Origin of the sequence: Silvimonas sp. (assembly GCF_031291215.1) — a bacterium.
Taxonomy (GTDB): Bacteria; Pseudomonadota; Gammaproteobacteria; order Burkholderiales; family Chitinibacteraceae; genus Silvimonas; species Silvimonas soli.
The window spans coordinates 445,689-460,566 of sequence record NZ_JARLJK010000144.1 but is presented as its reverse complement, the minus strand read 5'-3'; the positions used below and the strand labels follow the sequence as shown (position 1 = coordinate 460,566).

The window sequence follows — 14,878 nt, the reverse complement described above, 5'->3', positions numbered from 1 at the left end:
CAGTGGATTGATCTAGTTCTATTTATGTTTATATTTTGATTGTAGTGCCAGGCCGGGGACTCACCAGGCATGGCACGTAGGGCGGGTGCAACCCGCCGTTTGCCATGGCCAGCCTCTTTGTAGCCTGGATGGAGCAAAGCAGGAGTCCGGGTTAGCGGATCGCGGCGGGTTGCACCCGCCCTACACCAGCAATCACGCCGGTTGCGCAGTTTTAACCTGCTGAGTCAACTCGGCCACGGCAGTTTCAAACCGTTGCAGACCTTCAACCAGATCAGCCTGCGAAATAATCAATGACGGAGCCAGGCGTACCACGTTCACACCTGCCACCAGCGCCACCAGACCATGCCGTGCGGCTGCATTAACGAAATCCTTCGATTTGCCATGCAACGCTGGCACCAGTTCTGCACCGATCAGCAAGCCCTGGCCGCGAATGTCTTCGAAAATATGATATTTGGCATTGATTGCCTTCAGGCCATCGACCAGCCAGTCGTGACGTTGCTTCACGCCAGCCAGCGTTTCTGGCTTGCTGACCAATTCGATCACCTTGTCGGCCACCGCGCACACCAGCGGATTGCCGCCATAGGTGGAACCGTGCGTGCCCACCACAAACGATGCGGCGATTTTGCTGGTGGTGAGCATGGCGCCAATCGGCATGCCGTTACCCAGTGCTTTGGCCGAGGTCAGGATGTCTGGCGTAACGCCGTATTCCATATACGAGAACAGGGAGCCAGAGCGGCCCACGCCAATCTGCACTTCATCAAAAATCAGCAGCGCGCCGTGCTTGTCGCACAGTTCACGTAGTTTTTGCAGGTACGCCTTGTTGGCCGGCATTACGCCGCCCTCGCCTTGCACCGGCTCGACGATCACCGCACAAGTGCCCCAGTGAATGGTGGCTTCAGCGGCGGCGATATCATTGAAAGGGATATGTGCCAGGTTGCCTGGCAGCGGGCCAAAGCCTTCGGTGTATTTGGGCTGACCGCCGACCGACACAGTAAACAGTGTGCGGCCATGGAAAGCCTGTTTGCACGACACAATCTGCGTTTTGTCGGCGTTCTGGGTGGCGGCATAACGGCGTGCCAGCTTGAGCGCAGCTTCGTTGGCTTCAGCGCCAGAGTTACAGAAGAACACGCGCTCGGCAAAGGTGGTTTCGGTCAGACGCCGCGCCAAGCGCAGTGCGGGCTCATTGGTGAATGTATTGCTTAGATGCCAGAGGCGATCAACCTGTTCGTGCAGCACGGCGGTCAGTTCCGGATGCGAATGACCCAAGCTGGTCACGGCGATGCCGCAGGCAAAATCGATGTATTCCTTGCCATCCTGATCCTTCAGGCGCGAGCCTTGACCAGAAACCGGAATGAACGCAGCAGGTGCGTAGTTGGGCACCATTACTTCGTCAAAAGTCTGGCGGTTTACAGGGGCGTTGGACATACGAACTCCAGGACACAGGCATTAGGGAGAGCCCATTCTAGAGTGGGCGGGCCAGGAGATATTTCCCAAGAGCGACAACTAACTGCCTGTTTGAGACAGATCAGCCAACTTCTGGCGTGGATATGGCAAGCGCGCGGGCACTGCCAGCAAACCGTTCTTCGCGTGGCGCCATATTGAAGTGCCCGCGGTACACCGTAGAAAAATGCGCGCCGGACGAGAACCCGCACAGCAGACCGATCTGGATAATCGATTTACCGGTAGTGCGCAGCAGATGACGGGCGTGTTCCAGCCGCAATTGCAGGTAATAACGGGTAGGCGCCATATCCAGATGCTGTTTGAACAAGCGCTCCAGCTGGCGGCGCGACTGGCCGGTGAGGCGGGCGAGTTCGTCGGTGGTCAGCGGTTCTTCCAGATTGGCTTCCATCAGCATGACCGCTTCGGTCACACGCGGTTGCTTCTCGCCCAGTCGCACCATCAGTGGCACGCGCTGGCGCGCCTCGTTGGGGCGGATGCGCTCCATGCACAAGGCGCCAGCGATATCTTCAATCAGGGCATTCCCATGCTGGCGGCCAATCAGGGTCAGCAGACCATCAAGCAGCGCGGCACCACCGCCACAGGTAAACCGCTGGCGATCCAGTTCAAATACATGCTGACTGAGTAAAACGGCAGGGAAACGTTCAGCAAAGGGCACCGCATGTTGCCACTGAATGGTGGCGCGATAGCCATCGAGCAAACCGGCGCTGGCCAGCCACCAGGCGGCGGTACCCAAGCCTGCGATAAGCGGCAGATGTGGCGCCAGCCGCGCCAGTTCTGCGCAGAACAAGCGGGCGTCGGCAAAGCGCTCGACGCCATCACTGAGCAGCAAGACATGATCGCCCGGCCGAACCTGGCTCAAGTTGCCGCTGACGGGAAAGTCGACTCCCTCGGTCAGCGTCAGCGCCTGACCATCTCGCGACAAGAAACTCACCTCGTACAGCGTTTTGCCAGCCAGGCGGTTGGCCAGCGCAAACACCTGGGCAGCCGCGCCCAACGCCAGCATGGAGCATGGCGGTAGCAACACCAGAGCAATACGAGTGGGGGATGACATTGGCAAAAGCAGCGAAGCATTCGTCGGGGCGGGTCTGAACCAGACGCGAAACAGTAACGGGCCACTGGCGTAAACCAGCGGCCCGCACGCAGCAAACCCGACGCTTTGTCAGCCTATGTGTGATGCTCAGTTGTAGATATCAAAGCTGAAGTACTTGGCGGCCAGGCGCTTGTAAGTGCCGTCTTTGTGGATCTCGCCCAGTGCCTTGTTGATCTGCTCGCGCAGGTCAGTATCTTCTTTGCGCAGACCGATGGCAGTACCGTTGCCGATGGTTTTCGGATCTTCCAGATTTGGGCCAGCGAAGGCAAAACCGGCGCCGCGTGGTGTTTTCAGAAAGCCGACGTCAGCCTGGACGGCATCTTGCAAGGTGGCATCCAGACGGCCTGCTACCAGATCAGCCAGCACCAGTTCCTGGTTCTGGTACGGCACCACGGTCACGCCCTTGGATTCCCAATAGGCTTTGGCATAGGTTTCAGCGGTAGTGGCTTGTTCAACACCAATGCGTTTGCCAGCCAGTGCTTCGGGCTTGGGCTGCAGGGTCGAACCCTTTTTAGCCACCATGCGTACTGGCGCATTGAAGAGCTTGTCGGAGAAAGCAATGACTTGCTGGCGCTTTTCTGTCACTGACATCGACGACAAGATGCCGTCAAATTTGCGCGCTTGCAGGCCAGGAATCATGCCGTCAAAGTCGTTTTCAATAAACACGCATTTGGCTTTGAGCTTTTCACAGACTGCTTTGCCCAGGTCGATATCAAAGCCGATCAGGCTGCCATCGGCCTGTTTCGATTCAAATGGCGCGTAGCTGGCATCCACACCAAAACGGATGGTGGTCCAGTCTTTGGCACAAGCACCGGCCATGGCCAGGCCCAGTACCACTGCAAGGGTCAGTTTCTTCATGTTGTCTCCGTGGGGTGAAACCCGGGCAATCCCGAGCGATCCAGAACGCCGAGAGGGTAAAGCCGTCTGACAATCACGTTGCGATGTCAGGTCAGACAGCATGTGGATTGATGGTTTCAGCAAACCGGAATGACGACAATTGCGGATAGCCCGAAAGGCGGGTCGATGCTGCCGTGCAAAAACGGCCGGGAAATTGGCAACAAACGTATTGGAATCAATCAGATAAATAGTTGATTGCAACAAACAAAGTCATTGTCTGGTGCCCGTCGCTGGTCGACTTTGGCAATTAGATGTCGCATTTGCGAAATTGCCACCACGTACTTACACCCCAGCGCAGCGCTCACTGTCGCCAAAAAGGCGCAGAGCGGCGGGTTCCATCATCCCGTGAGTGTTGCGCCCGGCAGTGAGTTGGCCGACGTTCACTCTGACCCGCCATGGTAAGGCGAGCATGACACCCGATCCGCGCTGGTGGCGGGAGGGGACACTCGCAACAGACATGATGATCTGCAGGATTGCCCGGGCATGACAGTCAGAAAAATATACCGTCAGCGGCACGGAACAGGCTTTTTGATTTGGCTTGCCTTCACCAAAAATCCGGAAGAATATTCTTCATATTAATGAATAATATTTAGATTCTTCTGAAGGTGGATATGAACGCTCGAAATCATTCACTCGACCAGCACGACCGCAAGATTCTGCGAGAGCTGCAAAAGAACGCCCGGCTAAGTAATACCGAGTTGGCTGAACTGGTAGGCATGTCCAGCACCGCCTGCTGGAACCGCACGCGCCAACTGGAGGCGGAGGGTTATATCCGTGGCTACGTGGCGCTGATCGATCAGAAGAAAATGGGCTTTGCCGATATCGTGCTGGTGGAAATCACCCTGGACAGTCACGAAGACACCGCGCTGGCGCGGTTTGGCGAAGAACTGGCGGCATTGCCGGAAGTACTGGAGGCACACCTCGTCTCCGGCGAGTACGACTATCTGGTCAAACTGGCGGTGGATGGCACCGCTGGTTACGAGCGCTTTTTACGCGAAAAGCTGTACCGGATTTCCGGCATTCGCCACAGCCGGTCGATGTTTGCGTTGCGTTGTATGAAGAGTATTCCGTCGGTTCAGGTCTGATAACCCACAACCTGGCCCGACAAAACTACGGCGGGCCAGATATCGGCCCGCCGCAATCAACAAACTCATTCGCCTCAGATCAATAACCCGACCGGTGGCTCAATGGGCTCAAATCGCGCCCATGTAATCCTTCTTGCCCAGTTCCACGCCGTTGCTGCGCAGAATGTCGTAGGTGGTGGTGACGTGGAAGAAGAACTGCGGCAGGCCGTAACTGAGCAAATAAGCCTGGCCAGTGAATTTCTTCTCTTTCGGTGTGCCCGGGCGCAAGACGATCTCGCGAGTTTCACCGCCTTCAAACAGCGAAGGCTCGATGCTGCTGACAAACGCCAGCGTCTTTGCCACGCGCGCTTGCAACTCGGCGAAGGTTTGTTCGGTGTCTTCGTACGCCGGCACTTCAACATTCGCCAGGCGAGCGGATACACCCTTGGCAAAATCGCTGGCGATCTGCACTTGTTTGGACAGTGCAAACATGTCCGGGAACAATCGCGACTGCAGCAGTACGAGCGGGTCAATATTTTTTGCCGTAGCGTGGGCTTCGGCCTTGGCCAGAATGTCGTTCAGGCTACCCAGCATTTGTTTGAAAACAGGCACGGATGCGGCGTACAGCGAAATGGACATGACTTATTCCTGGTTGAATGACACGCCATTATAGGGATCAAACCGCAGCCATTTCGCGTCGCAGCAATTTCGTTTTGGCAACAATGAGATAGCTCACACCGCCGTTACCCACTGGCGGCTGGCACCAGTGAGAAGACGTGGTCTATTGCGGAACGACAAACGTAGCACGCGCGCTGATAACCTGCTGCCGGGTGATGCAGCCTTCCTGATGATCATTCACCAGACCCATGGCCTGCATCAAGGCGTACATGGTGGTGGGCCCGACAAAGCGCCAGCCGCGCTTTTTCAGATCACGGCTCAGTGCATTTGATTCGGGTGATGTGGTCATCGTGCGCAGGTAATCCGGCGTGACCAGCTCGGGACGGCTGGCGGGATGAGGCTCAAAGCGCCAGAAATAAGCGGCCAGCGAGTTTTCGGTTTCCAGCAATTTGAGCGCGCAACGCGCATTGTTGATGGTGGCTTCAATCTTGCCCCGATGCCGCACAATGCCCGCGTCGGCCAGCAAGCGCTGGATATCAGCGTCATCAAAACGCGCAATCTGTTCGATCTGGAAATTGGCGAACGCTGCACGAAAAGCTTCGCGCTTGCGCAAGATGGTGATCCAGCTCAGGCCCGACTGAAAACCCTCCAGACAGACCTTCTCGAACAGTCGCCGGTCATCATCGACCGGAAAACCCCATTCGTTATCGTGATAATGCTGGTACTGCGCCGAGGCCCCGCACCAGCTGCAACGCGCCGGTTCGATCAGGTTGGTATCGGCGGACTGCGCCAACGTAGAAGAAGAACCAGCCATCGGTGACGCGCTCCAGAAGCTATGTCGATAACGCGACATAATCCGCGCAACACAGCCGATAAAGCAATCCGCTTGTTGCGCCAGTATGCCCGGCGCGGCCATGCGCTGATCGGCGTTCCGGCTTGCAACAGACACAAAAAAGCCCGCGCAAGCGGGCTTTTCATTCACATCACAGCCTTGAGACGATTGGCTTAGTTGCTGGCAACGCGACCTGGTTGGGCGTTGATTTGCGCAGCGTAGTTTTGGGGAGCAGCAGCAGCACGTTCCCATGCCGGTACGTTGGCAGTGTCAGTTGCTGGAGTGACAGCGCGGAAAGCAAATTGGGCGCGGCCAGGTTGTTGGTTGATTTGCGCAGCAAAATTCTGCGGTGCGTTGGCAGCACGTTGCCATGCCGGTTGTTCAACTCGTTGGGCACGTTGGGCGACATTGTCACTATCTGCAGCTTGAGCAGAGAAAGCAGCACCGGCGGCAACAACAGCAAATACGAAAGAAGCAGCAAACTTGTTCATGATGGTTCTCCAGAGTTTAGGTTTGGCTGTCGTTTGTGTTTCGACATTGGAGCCCATCTTATGCCGCTAAATTACGTAGAAAAACTACAGATTCGTTGAAACAATGTTTCCTGATTATTGATAAATATCAATCATATTGATTCATTGATAATTATCAGCAGATTCTGATAAGCACTCGCTCCGAGCTACAAGGTCAGGCCGGCTCTGCCAGCAAACTGCAAAACCGGGTGAGATCGATATTGCCGCCGGTAATCAGCACGCCAACACGCTGGCCGGCCAGTGCCGACTTGAACTGCCGCACCGCCGCCAGCCCCAGGCATCCGGTCGGTTCAACCATCAACTTCATGCGAGTAGCAAAGAAGCGCATGCTTTCGATCAGTTGCGCGTCGCTCACGGTGTGGATATCGGCGACATCGCGGCGGATGATGGCAAACGGAATTTCGCCCGGCTGCTGCACCTGCGCACCGTCGGCAATGGTGTTTGGGGTTTTGATCGTCACAATGTGCCCGGCGCGCAATGACTGCTGCCCATCGTTGCCCGCCTCGGGCTCCACGCCATAAATCTGGCAAGCAGGTGCAAGCGCGCGCGCCGCCAGCGCTGAACCCGCCAGCGCCCCGCCGCCCCCCATGCCGATAAACAATGCGTCCAGAGGCCCGGTTTCTTCCAGCAACTCCTTCACCGCCGTCCCCGCTCCGGCGATCACATCCGGATGATCAAACGGTGGAATCAGCGTTAGCCCTTGCATCCGGGCGAGCTCTCGGCAGATTTGCTCGCGGTCTTCGCGATAGCGGTCATAAAACACCACTTTGCCGCCATAACCTTGGGTTGCCGCCACTTTGACCGCAGGAGCGTCCTGCGGCATGACGATAGTGGCCGGAATACCCAGCAGCTTTGCCGCCAGCGCAATACCCTGCGCGTGATTGCCCGACGAAAAACAGATCACCCCGGCGCGCCGCTGTGCATCATCAAACCGCGCCAAGGCATTGAACGCGCCGCGAATCTTGAACGCCCCCATGCGCTGCAGGTTCTCGCACTTGAAAAACACCTGCGCGCCCACTTCGGCATCCAGCTGGCTGGAAGTGAGTACCGGCGTGCGATGCACATGCCCTTCAATGCGCGCTGCGGCGGCCAGCACGTCGGCGTAGGTGGGCAAGTCAGACGGGGTCATCGGGCGTCTCCGGGATTATTGAAATACTGCGCTCATGATAGGAGGGACTTCACGGCGCGTATCGCAACAGAATGCGCAAGAGCGGGACGATACAGACAAAAAAGTGCGTGACGCGGCCCGTCGTCATCTTCACCCACTGCAGACTTGCGCTCTGCACCACGGCGGCTCACGGCAACGCCGCCACATCGCCCCCGGCGGGCACGACAGCAATTACTGGAACGAGCAACGCAAAATGGATTACCTGGTGTTTTATGCCGGGCAATAAGCTGCAGCAGTAAATCAGCGACGGCACATCTCACCAGTATCGGTGCCGTCTCGCTGCATCCCTGCAATCAACCGCGTGTCACTGCGCCGGTACCCCATCCTTCCACTGCGCCCAATCCTTGACGATGGACTGGACCAGCGGATATCCGGCCAGATACAGGTTTTGCACGGCAGGCACAAAGCCGCCTTGTTCCTGATACTTGAGCAGGTTGTCGGCATCCGAAACGCCTTCTGGCGGTCGGTCAAAGTCAGAGCCGGTGCGCAATACTGCGACGCGGTTCAGGTCAGTCAAACCGGCGGAGGCGCCGCGTTTGAGGGCTTCGTAGGTCGCGTTGTCTTCTTGCTGGGTGGTGCAATAAGTGCCTTTGCCGTCAGTCAGCAGCTTGGTCCAGTCGCGAGCGCGCTCGCCCAGTTTGGTGCCAGAGAACCAAGTGTCGCCAGCCAGCGTGTCACACTGGATAACGGCAGGCGGCTGGTTGGCCGGAGCGTAGGTGTAGCGGGCGCGAAAGGCAGCGGCTTCTTTGCTGTCGACCAGTTTGGCATCTTTGGACAGCGCCACAGCCCGTTGCAGTAACGACTCGTTCAATTGAAAGACTTCGGTTCGGTAATCCAGCGGCGGTTTTTCATCCGGGCTCTTGGTGTTGATGCCCAGATAACCGGTTTTCCAGCCCGCCGGGATTTCCCGCGCATCCAGCTCCCATTGAATGCCAAAATCCACCAGGTAGCGCGCCCATGCGGCAGAGCCTACCGTGCCTTGTTGCGGATCGATGCCCGCTATCCCGGCGATCAGAAAGTACGTTTTCCGCAGATCAAACTGGCGTGACCAAACCAGTGCAGACACGGATGCCGCCGCGTTGGCGTGGCCCATGCCGGTCGTCATCAGGCAAATACCGTCTGAAGTGCAACTCACCGCCGGGTAGTCTGGCGACAAACCGGGCACGGCCACTTTGCGATTGAACTTGAGGTGATCCCGCCAGACCTGCCCTTCCGGCCCGAACATGGAAATGATCATGACTTTAACCGGCTGTGAGTGGGTTACTGGTGCAGCCTGAACCGGGCCGAGACTGAGCAATGTGAGCGCCGCTATCAGGCTGGCACGCAATGTGAAATGGGGCATGAAGAGATCCGTCGAGCAGTTGAAAACGGAACCAGCGGCAGCTGCGCTGGTAGCCATAAAACATCGTTGCCAAGGCTAACCGGCCGGTCCAACGCTGCCAATGGCCCATGCCATATAGCGGACATCCGCCTTTTGCATGTCATCCGGGCTTTGGCAAGCCCCACGTAATGGCAGGCGCTCACCCACTTTAGTCAATGCGCCGAGACTTGCCTTGCGGAGGCAGGCTTGCAATTTGACAAGGTCATCACAATGTTTATTATTGAGCGCTTACTCAATCATAAATAACACCCGACATACAAACATGCCTGGAACTCATAGCGTGATGGGCCAGGTTTGCAATGTATTCGGCTCGTACCCACGGCGAGTTTGCGATTAGTAATCCGCGTGCGCCAGCAACTGGCCGCGCCATTTAGCAGCGAGCAAAACAATGAAAGTGATTCTATTGGGCGCCACCGGCATGGTCGGCCAGGGTGTATTGCGAGAATGCCTGCGGGACCCGGCCGTAGACAGTGTGCTGTGCGTGGGTCGCAACGCCACCGGGCAGACGCACCCCAAACTGCGCGAACTGGTAGCGGCAGATTTATACGATCTGTCCGCCTTTGCCGAGCAGCTCAGCGGTTTTGATGCCTGCTTCTTTTGCCTGGGTGTGTCGTCCGCCGGGATGGCCGAGGCGCCTTACCGCCGCATCACTTATGACCTCACGCTTGCCGTCGCGCAGTTGCTGGTGCGCCAGAACCCGGCACTCACGTTTATCTATGTTTCCGGTGCCGGAACCGACAGCAGCGAGCATGGGCGTGCAATGTGGGCACGGGTTAAAGGGGCAACCGAAAACGCGTTATTGAAATTGCCATTCCAGGCCGCTTATATGCTGCGCCCCGGGGCGATTCAGCCACTTCACGGGGTAAAGTCGAAAACCGGCTGGTATCGGGCCATCTATGTGGTGGTTGGGCCGCTGCTGACCACCCTGCGCCGGGTCTGGCCGCAATACATCACCACCACGGAACAAATGGGCCGGGTCATGCTCACACTGGCACAGCGGGGTTATCCACGGCCCGTGCTGGAAACCGTGGATATCAATCAACTCACCGTTGAGTCTGCCCCCGGCTAAATGCGGAACTTGCTGAACAGCTGGCGCAAGAAGGTCGCCAGTTCGTTCAGATGTTTGACGCTATCTGTCGCGCGTTGCAGCGAGGCATCGGTTTGCAGCATGCGACTGGTGATGTCCTCCGCACTTTGCGCCATGGCCGTGGTGGCTTGCTGCTGCTCTTTGGTCGATAGCGCAATCTCGCCCATTTTCTGCATCACACCATCCATGTTCTCGCGGATCAAGCCGATCTTGCTGGCGGCATGGTTGGATAGTTGCACGCCCCGTTTCACCACATTGTGGGTCTGTTGCATGCTGCCCACGGCGCCGTCGGTTTCCGTGCGGATCGCCTCAATCATGCCGGTAATTTCCAGCGTCGCGGCACTGGTGCGCTCGGCCAGTTTGCGTACCTCATCGGCCACCACGGCAAATCCACGGCCCTGCTCGCCCGCCCGCGCGGCCTCAATGGCGGCGTTCAGCGCCAGCAAATTGGTTTGATCGGCAATCTCTTTGATGACCCGGATAATGCCGCTGATTTCCTGCGCACGCTGGTTCAGGTGGTCCAGCAAACTGGCCAGAGATTCCACTTCCGACGCCGATTTGCCCACCTCTGCAGCGACTTCATGCACGGTGGAGGCGGACTCTCCCGACAGTGCGCCGGTACTCTTGACCAATTGATCAGCATCCGTGGCATTGTCGGCAATGTGCGAAATGCTGACGGTGATTTCCTCAATCGTGGCCGCGTTAGTGGCCGCCAGATCAGACAGTTTTTCGGAATCCGCCGCCAGCTCACGCAGCACGCTGTTGATCCCTTCCACGCCGGTGGTGAGGCTGTCACTTTGCTGCTGAATATCGCGGAACATGTCGCGCAACTGGTCGGTAAAGCGGTTGAATGCCTGCGCGGTCTGCGCAATTTCATCATCGCCGGGGATATCAATCTTGCGCGTCAGATCACCGCCGCCCTGGGCTATTTCCTGCATGGCTTGGCGCACGCGGATCAAACCCGACAGCATGTTGCGGATCAGCAAGCTGGCAATCGGCAACACCACCGCCAGCACAATCACCAGAGCGGCAATGCATAGCTCCAGCATCTGGTTCAGCGGCGCCAGAGCGGCCGATTTATCGATCACCAGCGCCAGGAACAGGTCCGATTGCTCAATCGGCTGCAGATAAAAGAACTTTTCGGCGCCACCAATATTGGCTTCATGCAGATTGCCGTCGGCAATGCTGGCGAGTTGATCGCCTGGCAAATCCTTGCTCAGGTCCGATACCGATTTGAGCACCATCCCGGCGTCGCTGTGCGCCAGGATTTTGCCGTCTTTACCCACCAGAAACGCATAACCGTCGCCGGTCAGCTTGATATTCAGCACGTCTTTGACCAGCGCCGACAGATAAACATCCCCCGCCACCACGCCTTTGAGTTGCTTGCCCGCGTCTTTGACCGGCGCGGCAAAAGACAGCGTCAGTTGCTTGGTCGAGGCATCGATATATGGCGCCGTGAGAATCAGCTTGTCGTCGCCCACCGCCTGTTTATACCAGGGCCGGCTGGTGGGGTCGTATCCGGCCGGAAGATCCAGGTTGTGACCTTGCACCATCTTCTTGTCGGTGGTGCCGAAATAGACCGAATCAAACGTGGAACTCTTTTCAGCCTGCGTCAGGATGGCTGACTCATCGCCAGTCGCCGCGCCGATCATTTCAGCCACGCCGCCGATGACACGTTGTTTGTCCTGAATCCAGTTGCGCAGCACCACGTTGTAACCGGTGCCCACCCCACGTATCTCGTTGTTCAAACCCGCCACGATCTCGGTGCGCATTTTGTAATACGCGGCCCCGGCAAGGATGGAAGTGGTGACCACGGTCAGGATCACCATAAACAGAATCAGTCTGGCACGCAGTGAACGCATGAAAGGTCCGTCCCTGAAGCGGTAATTAACCTGCATCTGCCAATGGGCCGCGCTGGCTGACCTGGAACGGCGTCATTGGCACTTGTTTTTCGAAATGGGTCTGGCAGCCCGGTCACCGTTTTCCGGCTCAGTCCAGGGCTGGTTTGAGTGTAGATGAAGGCTGTAAGGTTTGCGTAGCATGTTGCGGTTCAAGCGTATGCAGAACGCATAACCGTAAGCAAAATACAACGCCACGCCTTACTTGCAGGCTGCCCGGAGTGGCGTCACTCTCAGTTGAGCCGACGAACGGAAGCGCCCGAGACGCTGGCCACCATTCGCCTTGCCGCAGCCGTTGTCGTAACCGGCACAGTCACCGCGCCATATGCCATATATAGGGTGGCTTGAAGGCGCCGCGACGTCAGCGCAAGCACCCGTGCGCGACTAAACAGATAGTTGAATCCCGGCTACTGGATGACTCCGTGAAAAAAGTCCTGCTCCCGCTATCCGCTTTATGTCTGTTGATATTGAGCGCCCCGACTCTGGCTGCCGACCCGGCATGGCTGGCCTATGAGCGCGGTGACTATGCCAAAGCGTTACCGGCCTATCGCCAGGCCGCGCAAAAGGGCAAGCCGCTGGCCGAGTACAATTACGCGATGATGCTATGGCGGGGCGAAGGCACGGCGGTGGACAAAGACAACGGCCTGCTGTGGCTGCGCAAGGCAGCGGAGCATCATCTGGCACAGGCCCAATACGCACTTGGGTTGCTGTACGAGAATGGCGATCATTTGCCGCGCTCACAACCCGATGCCACGCAATGGTTTTTGCTGGCAGCCCGACAAGGCCACACCGCTGCCCAGACCAGCGTCGCCACACAATACTTCCTGGGACGAGGCGCGCCTAAAGATATGGTGCAAGCCGCGCGCTGGTATGAAAAAGCCGCGGAAGGTGGCGACGTGGGCGCGCAATATATCGTGGCGACCATGTATGAAAAGGGTGATGGCCAACCGCAGGATCTGGTCGAAGCGTGGCGCTGGTATCACGCAGCGGCGCTGCAGGGCGACCCGGCTGCGGCGATCCGTGCGCATGATCTGGGTGTGCGTCTGAAGCACGCCGCAGCGGCCAGCAAACCCGCCGCTAACGTGCAATAAACTTTGGTGAGACCTCCGCGCCGGAGCGCCTCACCACTTTGCATTACAGCCGGAAGCGACCCGCCGTGGTACGCAGTTCCAGCGCCAAACCTTCCAGCCGCTGCACCGAATCGCGCGCGTTGCTGACCGATGCATCTGACTCTTCCACCATATTGGCGATGCGCTCGATATGCCCGGCGATGCTGTTGCTGGCCTCGCTCTGCTCTTTGGTTGCGCCTGCCACTTCGCGGATTTTATCGAGGGTGCCCGCGGCACTCAGGCTGATCTCGCGCAACGATGTCGCCGCGCGTTCAGCCAGCGCAACGCCGGTTTCCACCTGCGCGCTCACCTGATTCATGCCGCCGACGGCTTGTTCAGTATCTCGCTGCACCGCTTCAATGGTGCGGGTGATGTCCTGGGTTGCGGTGGTGGTGCGTTCAGCCAGCTTGCGCACTTCGTCGGCTACCACAGCAAAACCACGACCTTGCTCACCCGCCCGTGCGGCTTCAATAGCGGCGTTCAGCGCCAGCAAATTGGTCTGATCGGCAATATCGCGGATCACCTTGGCGATGCCGTCAATTTCGCGGGAGCGATCGACCAGACCATGAATCTGCCCGGCGGCGCTGCCCACCTTTTGCGAAATCTGGCGGATTTCATCGGCTGCGTCATGCACCAGTTGCTCACCTTCGGTCGCCAGATGGACTGATTGCTGCGAACTACCGGCGCTGTCCCCGGCATTGCTGGACACGTGGTTGATACTGACTGTCATTTGCTCGACCGCCGCCGCCGTACTGGCGGTGAACTCGGACGATGCGCGGCTGCCTTCGCTGATCTGGTTCATCTGGCGCGTAAGTGACGTGGCCGCTTCAGCCAGGCTGCTCGCAGCACCATTAAAGCGTTGCGCCATATCACGCAGGCCGTCTTGCATGCGGCTCATGGCCCCGAGCAGGCTGTCGCTGCGCCCGTCGACCTTGATCTTGCGCGTCAAATCGCCCGCAGCAATGGCAGTGGCAATTTCGCTGGCATAACCAGGATCACCGCCAAGCTGGCCCAGAATCCGCCGCGACATGCTGATCAGCAACGCGGCCACAATCGCCAGCACTACGCAGACCACGCCTAGCATGACGCCTGCCTGTTCCCAGAAAGCGGTATCAATATCATCAATAAAGAAGCCAATGCCGATGATCCATTGCCACGGCTCAAACTTGACCACGCCATTAAGCTTGGGCAGTTCGGTCTTGGAGCCAGGGCGGGCGGTCAGGATATTCATCAGGCCGATGCGGTCTTTGGCCAGCGCATCGTTGTAGAGGTCTGAGGTGTAGCGGCCATCCGGCATCTGTGTGCCCTTGTCGATCTTGCCAACGCGGGCCGGGTTGGGGTGCACGATCATCATGTTGTCGGTGCCGCGCACAAAGAAATAAATATCCTTGAAGCGCATGTGGCCCAACGCTGTCTTGGCGCGTGCCTGCGCTTCATCGTGCGACAACTTGCCGGAAGCCTCTTCACCCTGGTAGTAGGTGACCAGCGCCACCGCTTGTTCCAGCGCAGTACTAATCTGACCTTGGCGGTCAGCCATCATGGCATGCCGCAAACTCACCAAACCCACTGCGGATACCAGTAACAAACCGGCCAAAGCAGCCCCAATGATAATCCAGACTCTGGTTTGCAACTTCATGGCAGCCTCATTAATCAGAAAACGGTTATGCAGATGGAATGGTGTGGATTGTAAGTCTACCCAGTGTTTATGACCAAAAACTGCATAAAAGTCTGACAATCGGTCTT

General features: G+C 57.8%; 14 protein-coding genes. 4 read left to right on the top strand and 10 right to left on the bottom strand.

Translation table 11 applies throughout. The annotated features are described in order from the left end of the window. Nucleotides 1–192: 192 nt before the first annotated feature. From P4L78_RS21445 to P4L78_RS21435, 3 genes are all read right to left on the bottom strand, one after another. Nucleotides 193–1,425 (bottom strand): aspartate aminotransferase family protein, encoded by a 1,233-nt coding sequence (locus P4L78_RS21445; protein ID WP_309330606.1) that lies wholly within the window; start codon nt 1,423–1,425, stop codon nt 193–195. Nucleotides 1,426–1,525: 100 nt separating this feature from the next. Next, the gene (locus P4L78_RS21440; RefSeq protein ID WP_309330604.1) at nt 1,526–2,512 is read right to left on the bottom strand and encodes a GlxA family transcriptional regulator; all 987 of its coding nucleotides are present in this window, start codon (nt 2,510–2,512) and stop codon (nt 1,526–1,528) included. Nucleotides 2,513–2,638: 126 nt separating this feature from the next. Continuing rightward, nucleotides 2,639–3,409 carry an ABC transporter substrate-binding protein gene (locus P4L78_RS21435; RefSeq protein WP_309330602.1) on the bottom strand — a complete coding sequence of 257 codons (771 nt, stop codon included), beginning with the start codon at nt 3,407–3,409 and terminating at the stop codon, nt 2,639–2,641. A 650-nt stretch (nt 3,410–4,059) separates the two neighbouring features. Here P4L78_RS21435 and P4L78_RS21430 point away from each other — a divergent pair. Then, nucleotides 4,060–4,533, top strand: a complete 474-nt coding sequence (locus P4L78_RS21430; RefSeq protein ID WP_283147625.1) for an Lrp/AsnC family transcriptional regulator — start codon at nt 4,060–4,062, stop codon at nt 4,531–4,533. A 108-nt stretch (nt 4,534–4,641) separates the two neighbouring features. On the opposite strand, the gene P4L78_RS21425 is transcribed toward P4L78_RS21430, so the two are convergent. From P4L78_RS21425 to P4L78_RS21410, 4 genes are all read right to left on the bottom strand, one after another. Then, nucleotides 4,642–5,151 (bottom strand): DUF1993 domain-containing protein, encoded by a 510-nt coding sequence (locus tag P4L78_RS21425; RefSeq protein ID WP_309330600.1) that lies wholly within the window; start codon nt 5,149–5,151, stop codon nt 4,642–4,644. Nucleotides 5,152–5,293: 142 nt separating this feature from the next. Beyond that, nucleotides 5,294–6,112, bottom strand: coding sequence for a DNA-3-methyladenine glycosylase I (locus tag P4L78_RS21420; RefSeq protein ID WP_309330598.1), 819 nt, complete (start codon nt 6,110–6,112; stop codon nt 5,294–5,296). Nucleotides 6,113–6,135: 23 nt separating this feature from the next. Then, entirely contained in the window at nt 6,136–6,453 is a 318-nt protein-coding gene (locus P4L78_RS21415; protein WP_283147622.1) for a hypothetical protein, read from the bottom strand. A gap of 193 nt (nt 6,454–6,646) precedes the next feature. Then, nucleotides 6,647–7,621: a threo-3-hydroxy-L-aspartate ammonia-lyase gene (locus tag P4L78_RS21410; RefSeq protein ID WP_309330596.1), complete on the bottom strand. Its 975-nt coding sequence runs from the start codon at nt 7,619–7,621 to the stop codon at nt 6,647–6,649. Nucleotides 7,622–7,655: 34 nt separating this feature from the next. On the opposite strand from P4L78_RS21410, the gene P4L78_RS21405 reads away from it, so the two are divergent. Continuing rightward, entirely contained in the window at nt 7,656–7,886 is a 231-nt protein-coding gene (locus P4L78_RS21405; protein ID WP_309330594.1) for a hypothetical protein, read from the top strand. A 78-nt stretch (nt 7,887–7,964) separates the two neighbouring features. Here P4L78_RS21405 and P4L78_RS21400 read toward each other — a convergent pair whose 3' ends face one another. Then, on the bottom strand, nt 7,965–9,002 hold the full coding sequence (locus P4L78_RS21400) for a purine nucleoside permease (protein ID WP_309330592.1): 1,038 nt from the start codon (nt 9,000–9,002) through the stop codon (nt 7,965–7,967). Between the two features lie 427 nt (nt 9,003–9,429). On the opposite strand from P4L78_RS21400, the gene P4L78_RS21395 reads away from it, so the two are divergent. Then, complete coding sequence (locus P4L78_RS21395) at nt 9,430–10,110, top strand: NAD(P)H-binding protein (protein WP_309330590.1); 681 nt, start codon at nt 9,430–9,432, stop codon at nt 10,108–10,110. On the opposite strand, the gene P4L78_RS21390 is transcribed toward P4L78_RS21395, so the two are convergent. Beyond that, nucleotides 10,107–11,990, bottom strand: a complete 1,884-nt coding sequence (locus P4L78_RS21390; RefSeq protein WP_309330588.1) for a methyl-accepting chemotaxis protein — start codon at nt 11,988–11,990, stop codon at nt 10,107–10,109. The genes P4L78_RS21395 and P4L78_RS21390 overlap by 4 nt on opposite strands. A gap of 458 nt (nt 11,991–12,448) precedes the next feature. Here P4L78_RS21390 and P4L78_RS21385 point away from each other — a divergent pair, with 458 nt between their 5' ends. Further along, nucleotides 12,449–13,117: a tetratricopeptide repeat protein gene (locus P4L78_RS21385; RefSeq protein ID WP_309330586.1), complete on the top strand. Its 669-nt coding sequence runs from the start codon at nt 12,449–12,451 to the stop codon at nt 13,115–13,117. Nucleotides 13,118–13,160: 43 nt separating this feature from the next. Here the strand turns inward: P4L78_RS21385 and P4L78_RS21380 are convergent, their stop codons facing one another. Next, nucleotides 13,161–14,771 carry a methyl-accepting chemotaxis protein gene (locus P4L78_RS21380; protein ID WP_309330584.1) on the bottom strand — a complete coding sequence of 537 codons (1,611 nt, stop codon included), beginning with the start codon at nt 14,769–14,771 and terminating at the stop codon, nt 13,161–13,163. Nucleotides 14,772–14,878 lie beyond the last annotated feature (107 nt).

Excerpts from the sequence above, each read along its gene's own strand:
- P4L78_RS21445 (WP_309330606.1), bottom strand. The coding sequence starts at position 1,425 with ATGTCCAACGCCCCTGTAAACCGCCAGACTTTTGACGAAGTAATGGTG.
- P4L78_RS21440 (WP_309330604.1), bottom strand. The coding sequence starts at position 2,512 with ATGTCATCCCCCACTCGTATTGCTCTGGTGTTGCTACCGCCATGCTCC.
- P4L78_RS21435 (WP_309330602.1), bottom strand. The coding sequence starts at position 3,409 with ATGAAGAAACTGACCCTTGCAGTGGTACTGGGCCTGGCCATGGCCGGT.
- P4L78_RS21430 (WP_283147625.1), top strand. The coding sequence starts at position 4,060 with ATGAACGCTCGAAATCATTCACTCGACCAGCACGACCGCAAGATTCTG.
- P4L78_RS21425 (WP_309330600.1), bottom strand. The coding sequence starts at position 5,151 with ATGTCCATTTCGCTGTACGCCGCATCCGTGCCTGTTTTCAAACAAATG.
- P4L78_RS21415 (WP_283147622.1), bottom strand. The coding sequence starts at position 6,453 with ATGAACAAGTTTGCTGCTTCTTTCGTATTTGCTGTTGTTGCCGCCGGT.
- P4L78_RS21410 (WP_309330596.1), bottom strand. The coding sequence starts at position 7,621 with ATGACCCCGTCTGACTTGCCCACCTACGCCGACGTGCTGGCCGCCGCA.
- P4L78_RS21405 (WP_309330594.1), top strand. The coding sequence starts at position 7,656 with ATGATAGGAGGGACTTCACGGCGCGTATCGCAACAGAATGCGCAAGAG.
- P4L78_RS21400 (WP_309330592.1), bottom strand. The coding sequence starts at position 9,002 with ATGCCCCATTTCACATTGCGTGCCAGCCTGATAGCGGCGCTCACATTG.
- P4L78_RS21395 (WP_309330590.1), top strand. The coding sequence starts at position 9,430 with ATGAAAGTGATTCTATTGGGCGCCACCGGCATGGTCGGCCAGGGTGTA.
- P4L78_RS21390 (WP_309330588.1), bottom strand. The coding sequence starts at position 11,990 with ATGCGTTCACTGCGTGCCAGACTGATTCTGTTTATGGTGATCCTGACC.
- P4L78_RS21380 (WP_309330584.1), bottom strand. The coding sequence starts at position 14,771 with ATGAAGTTGCAAACCAGAGTCTGGATTATCATTGGGGCTGCTTTGGCC.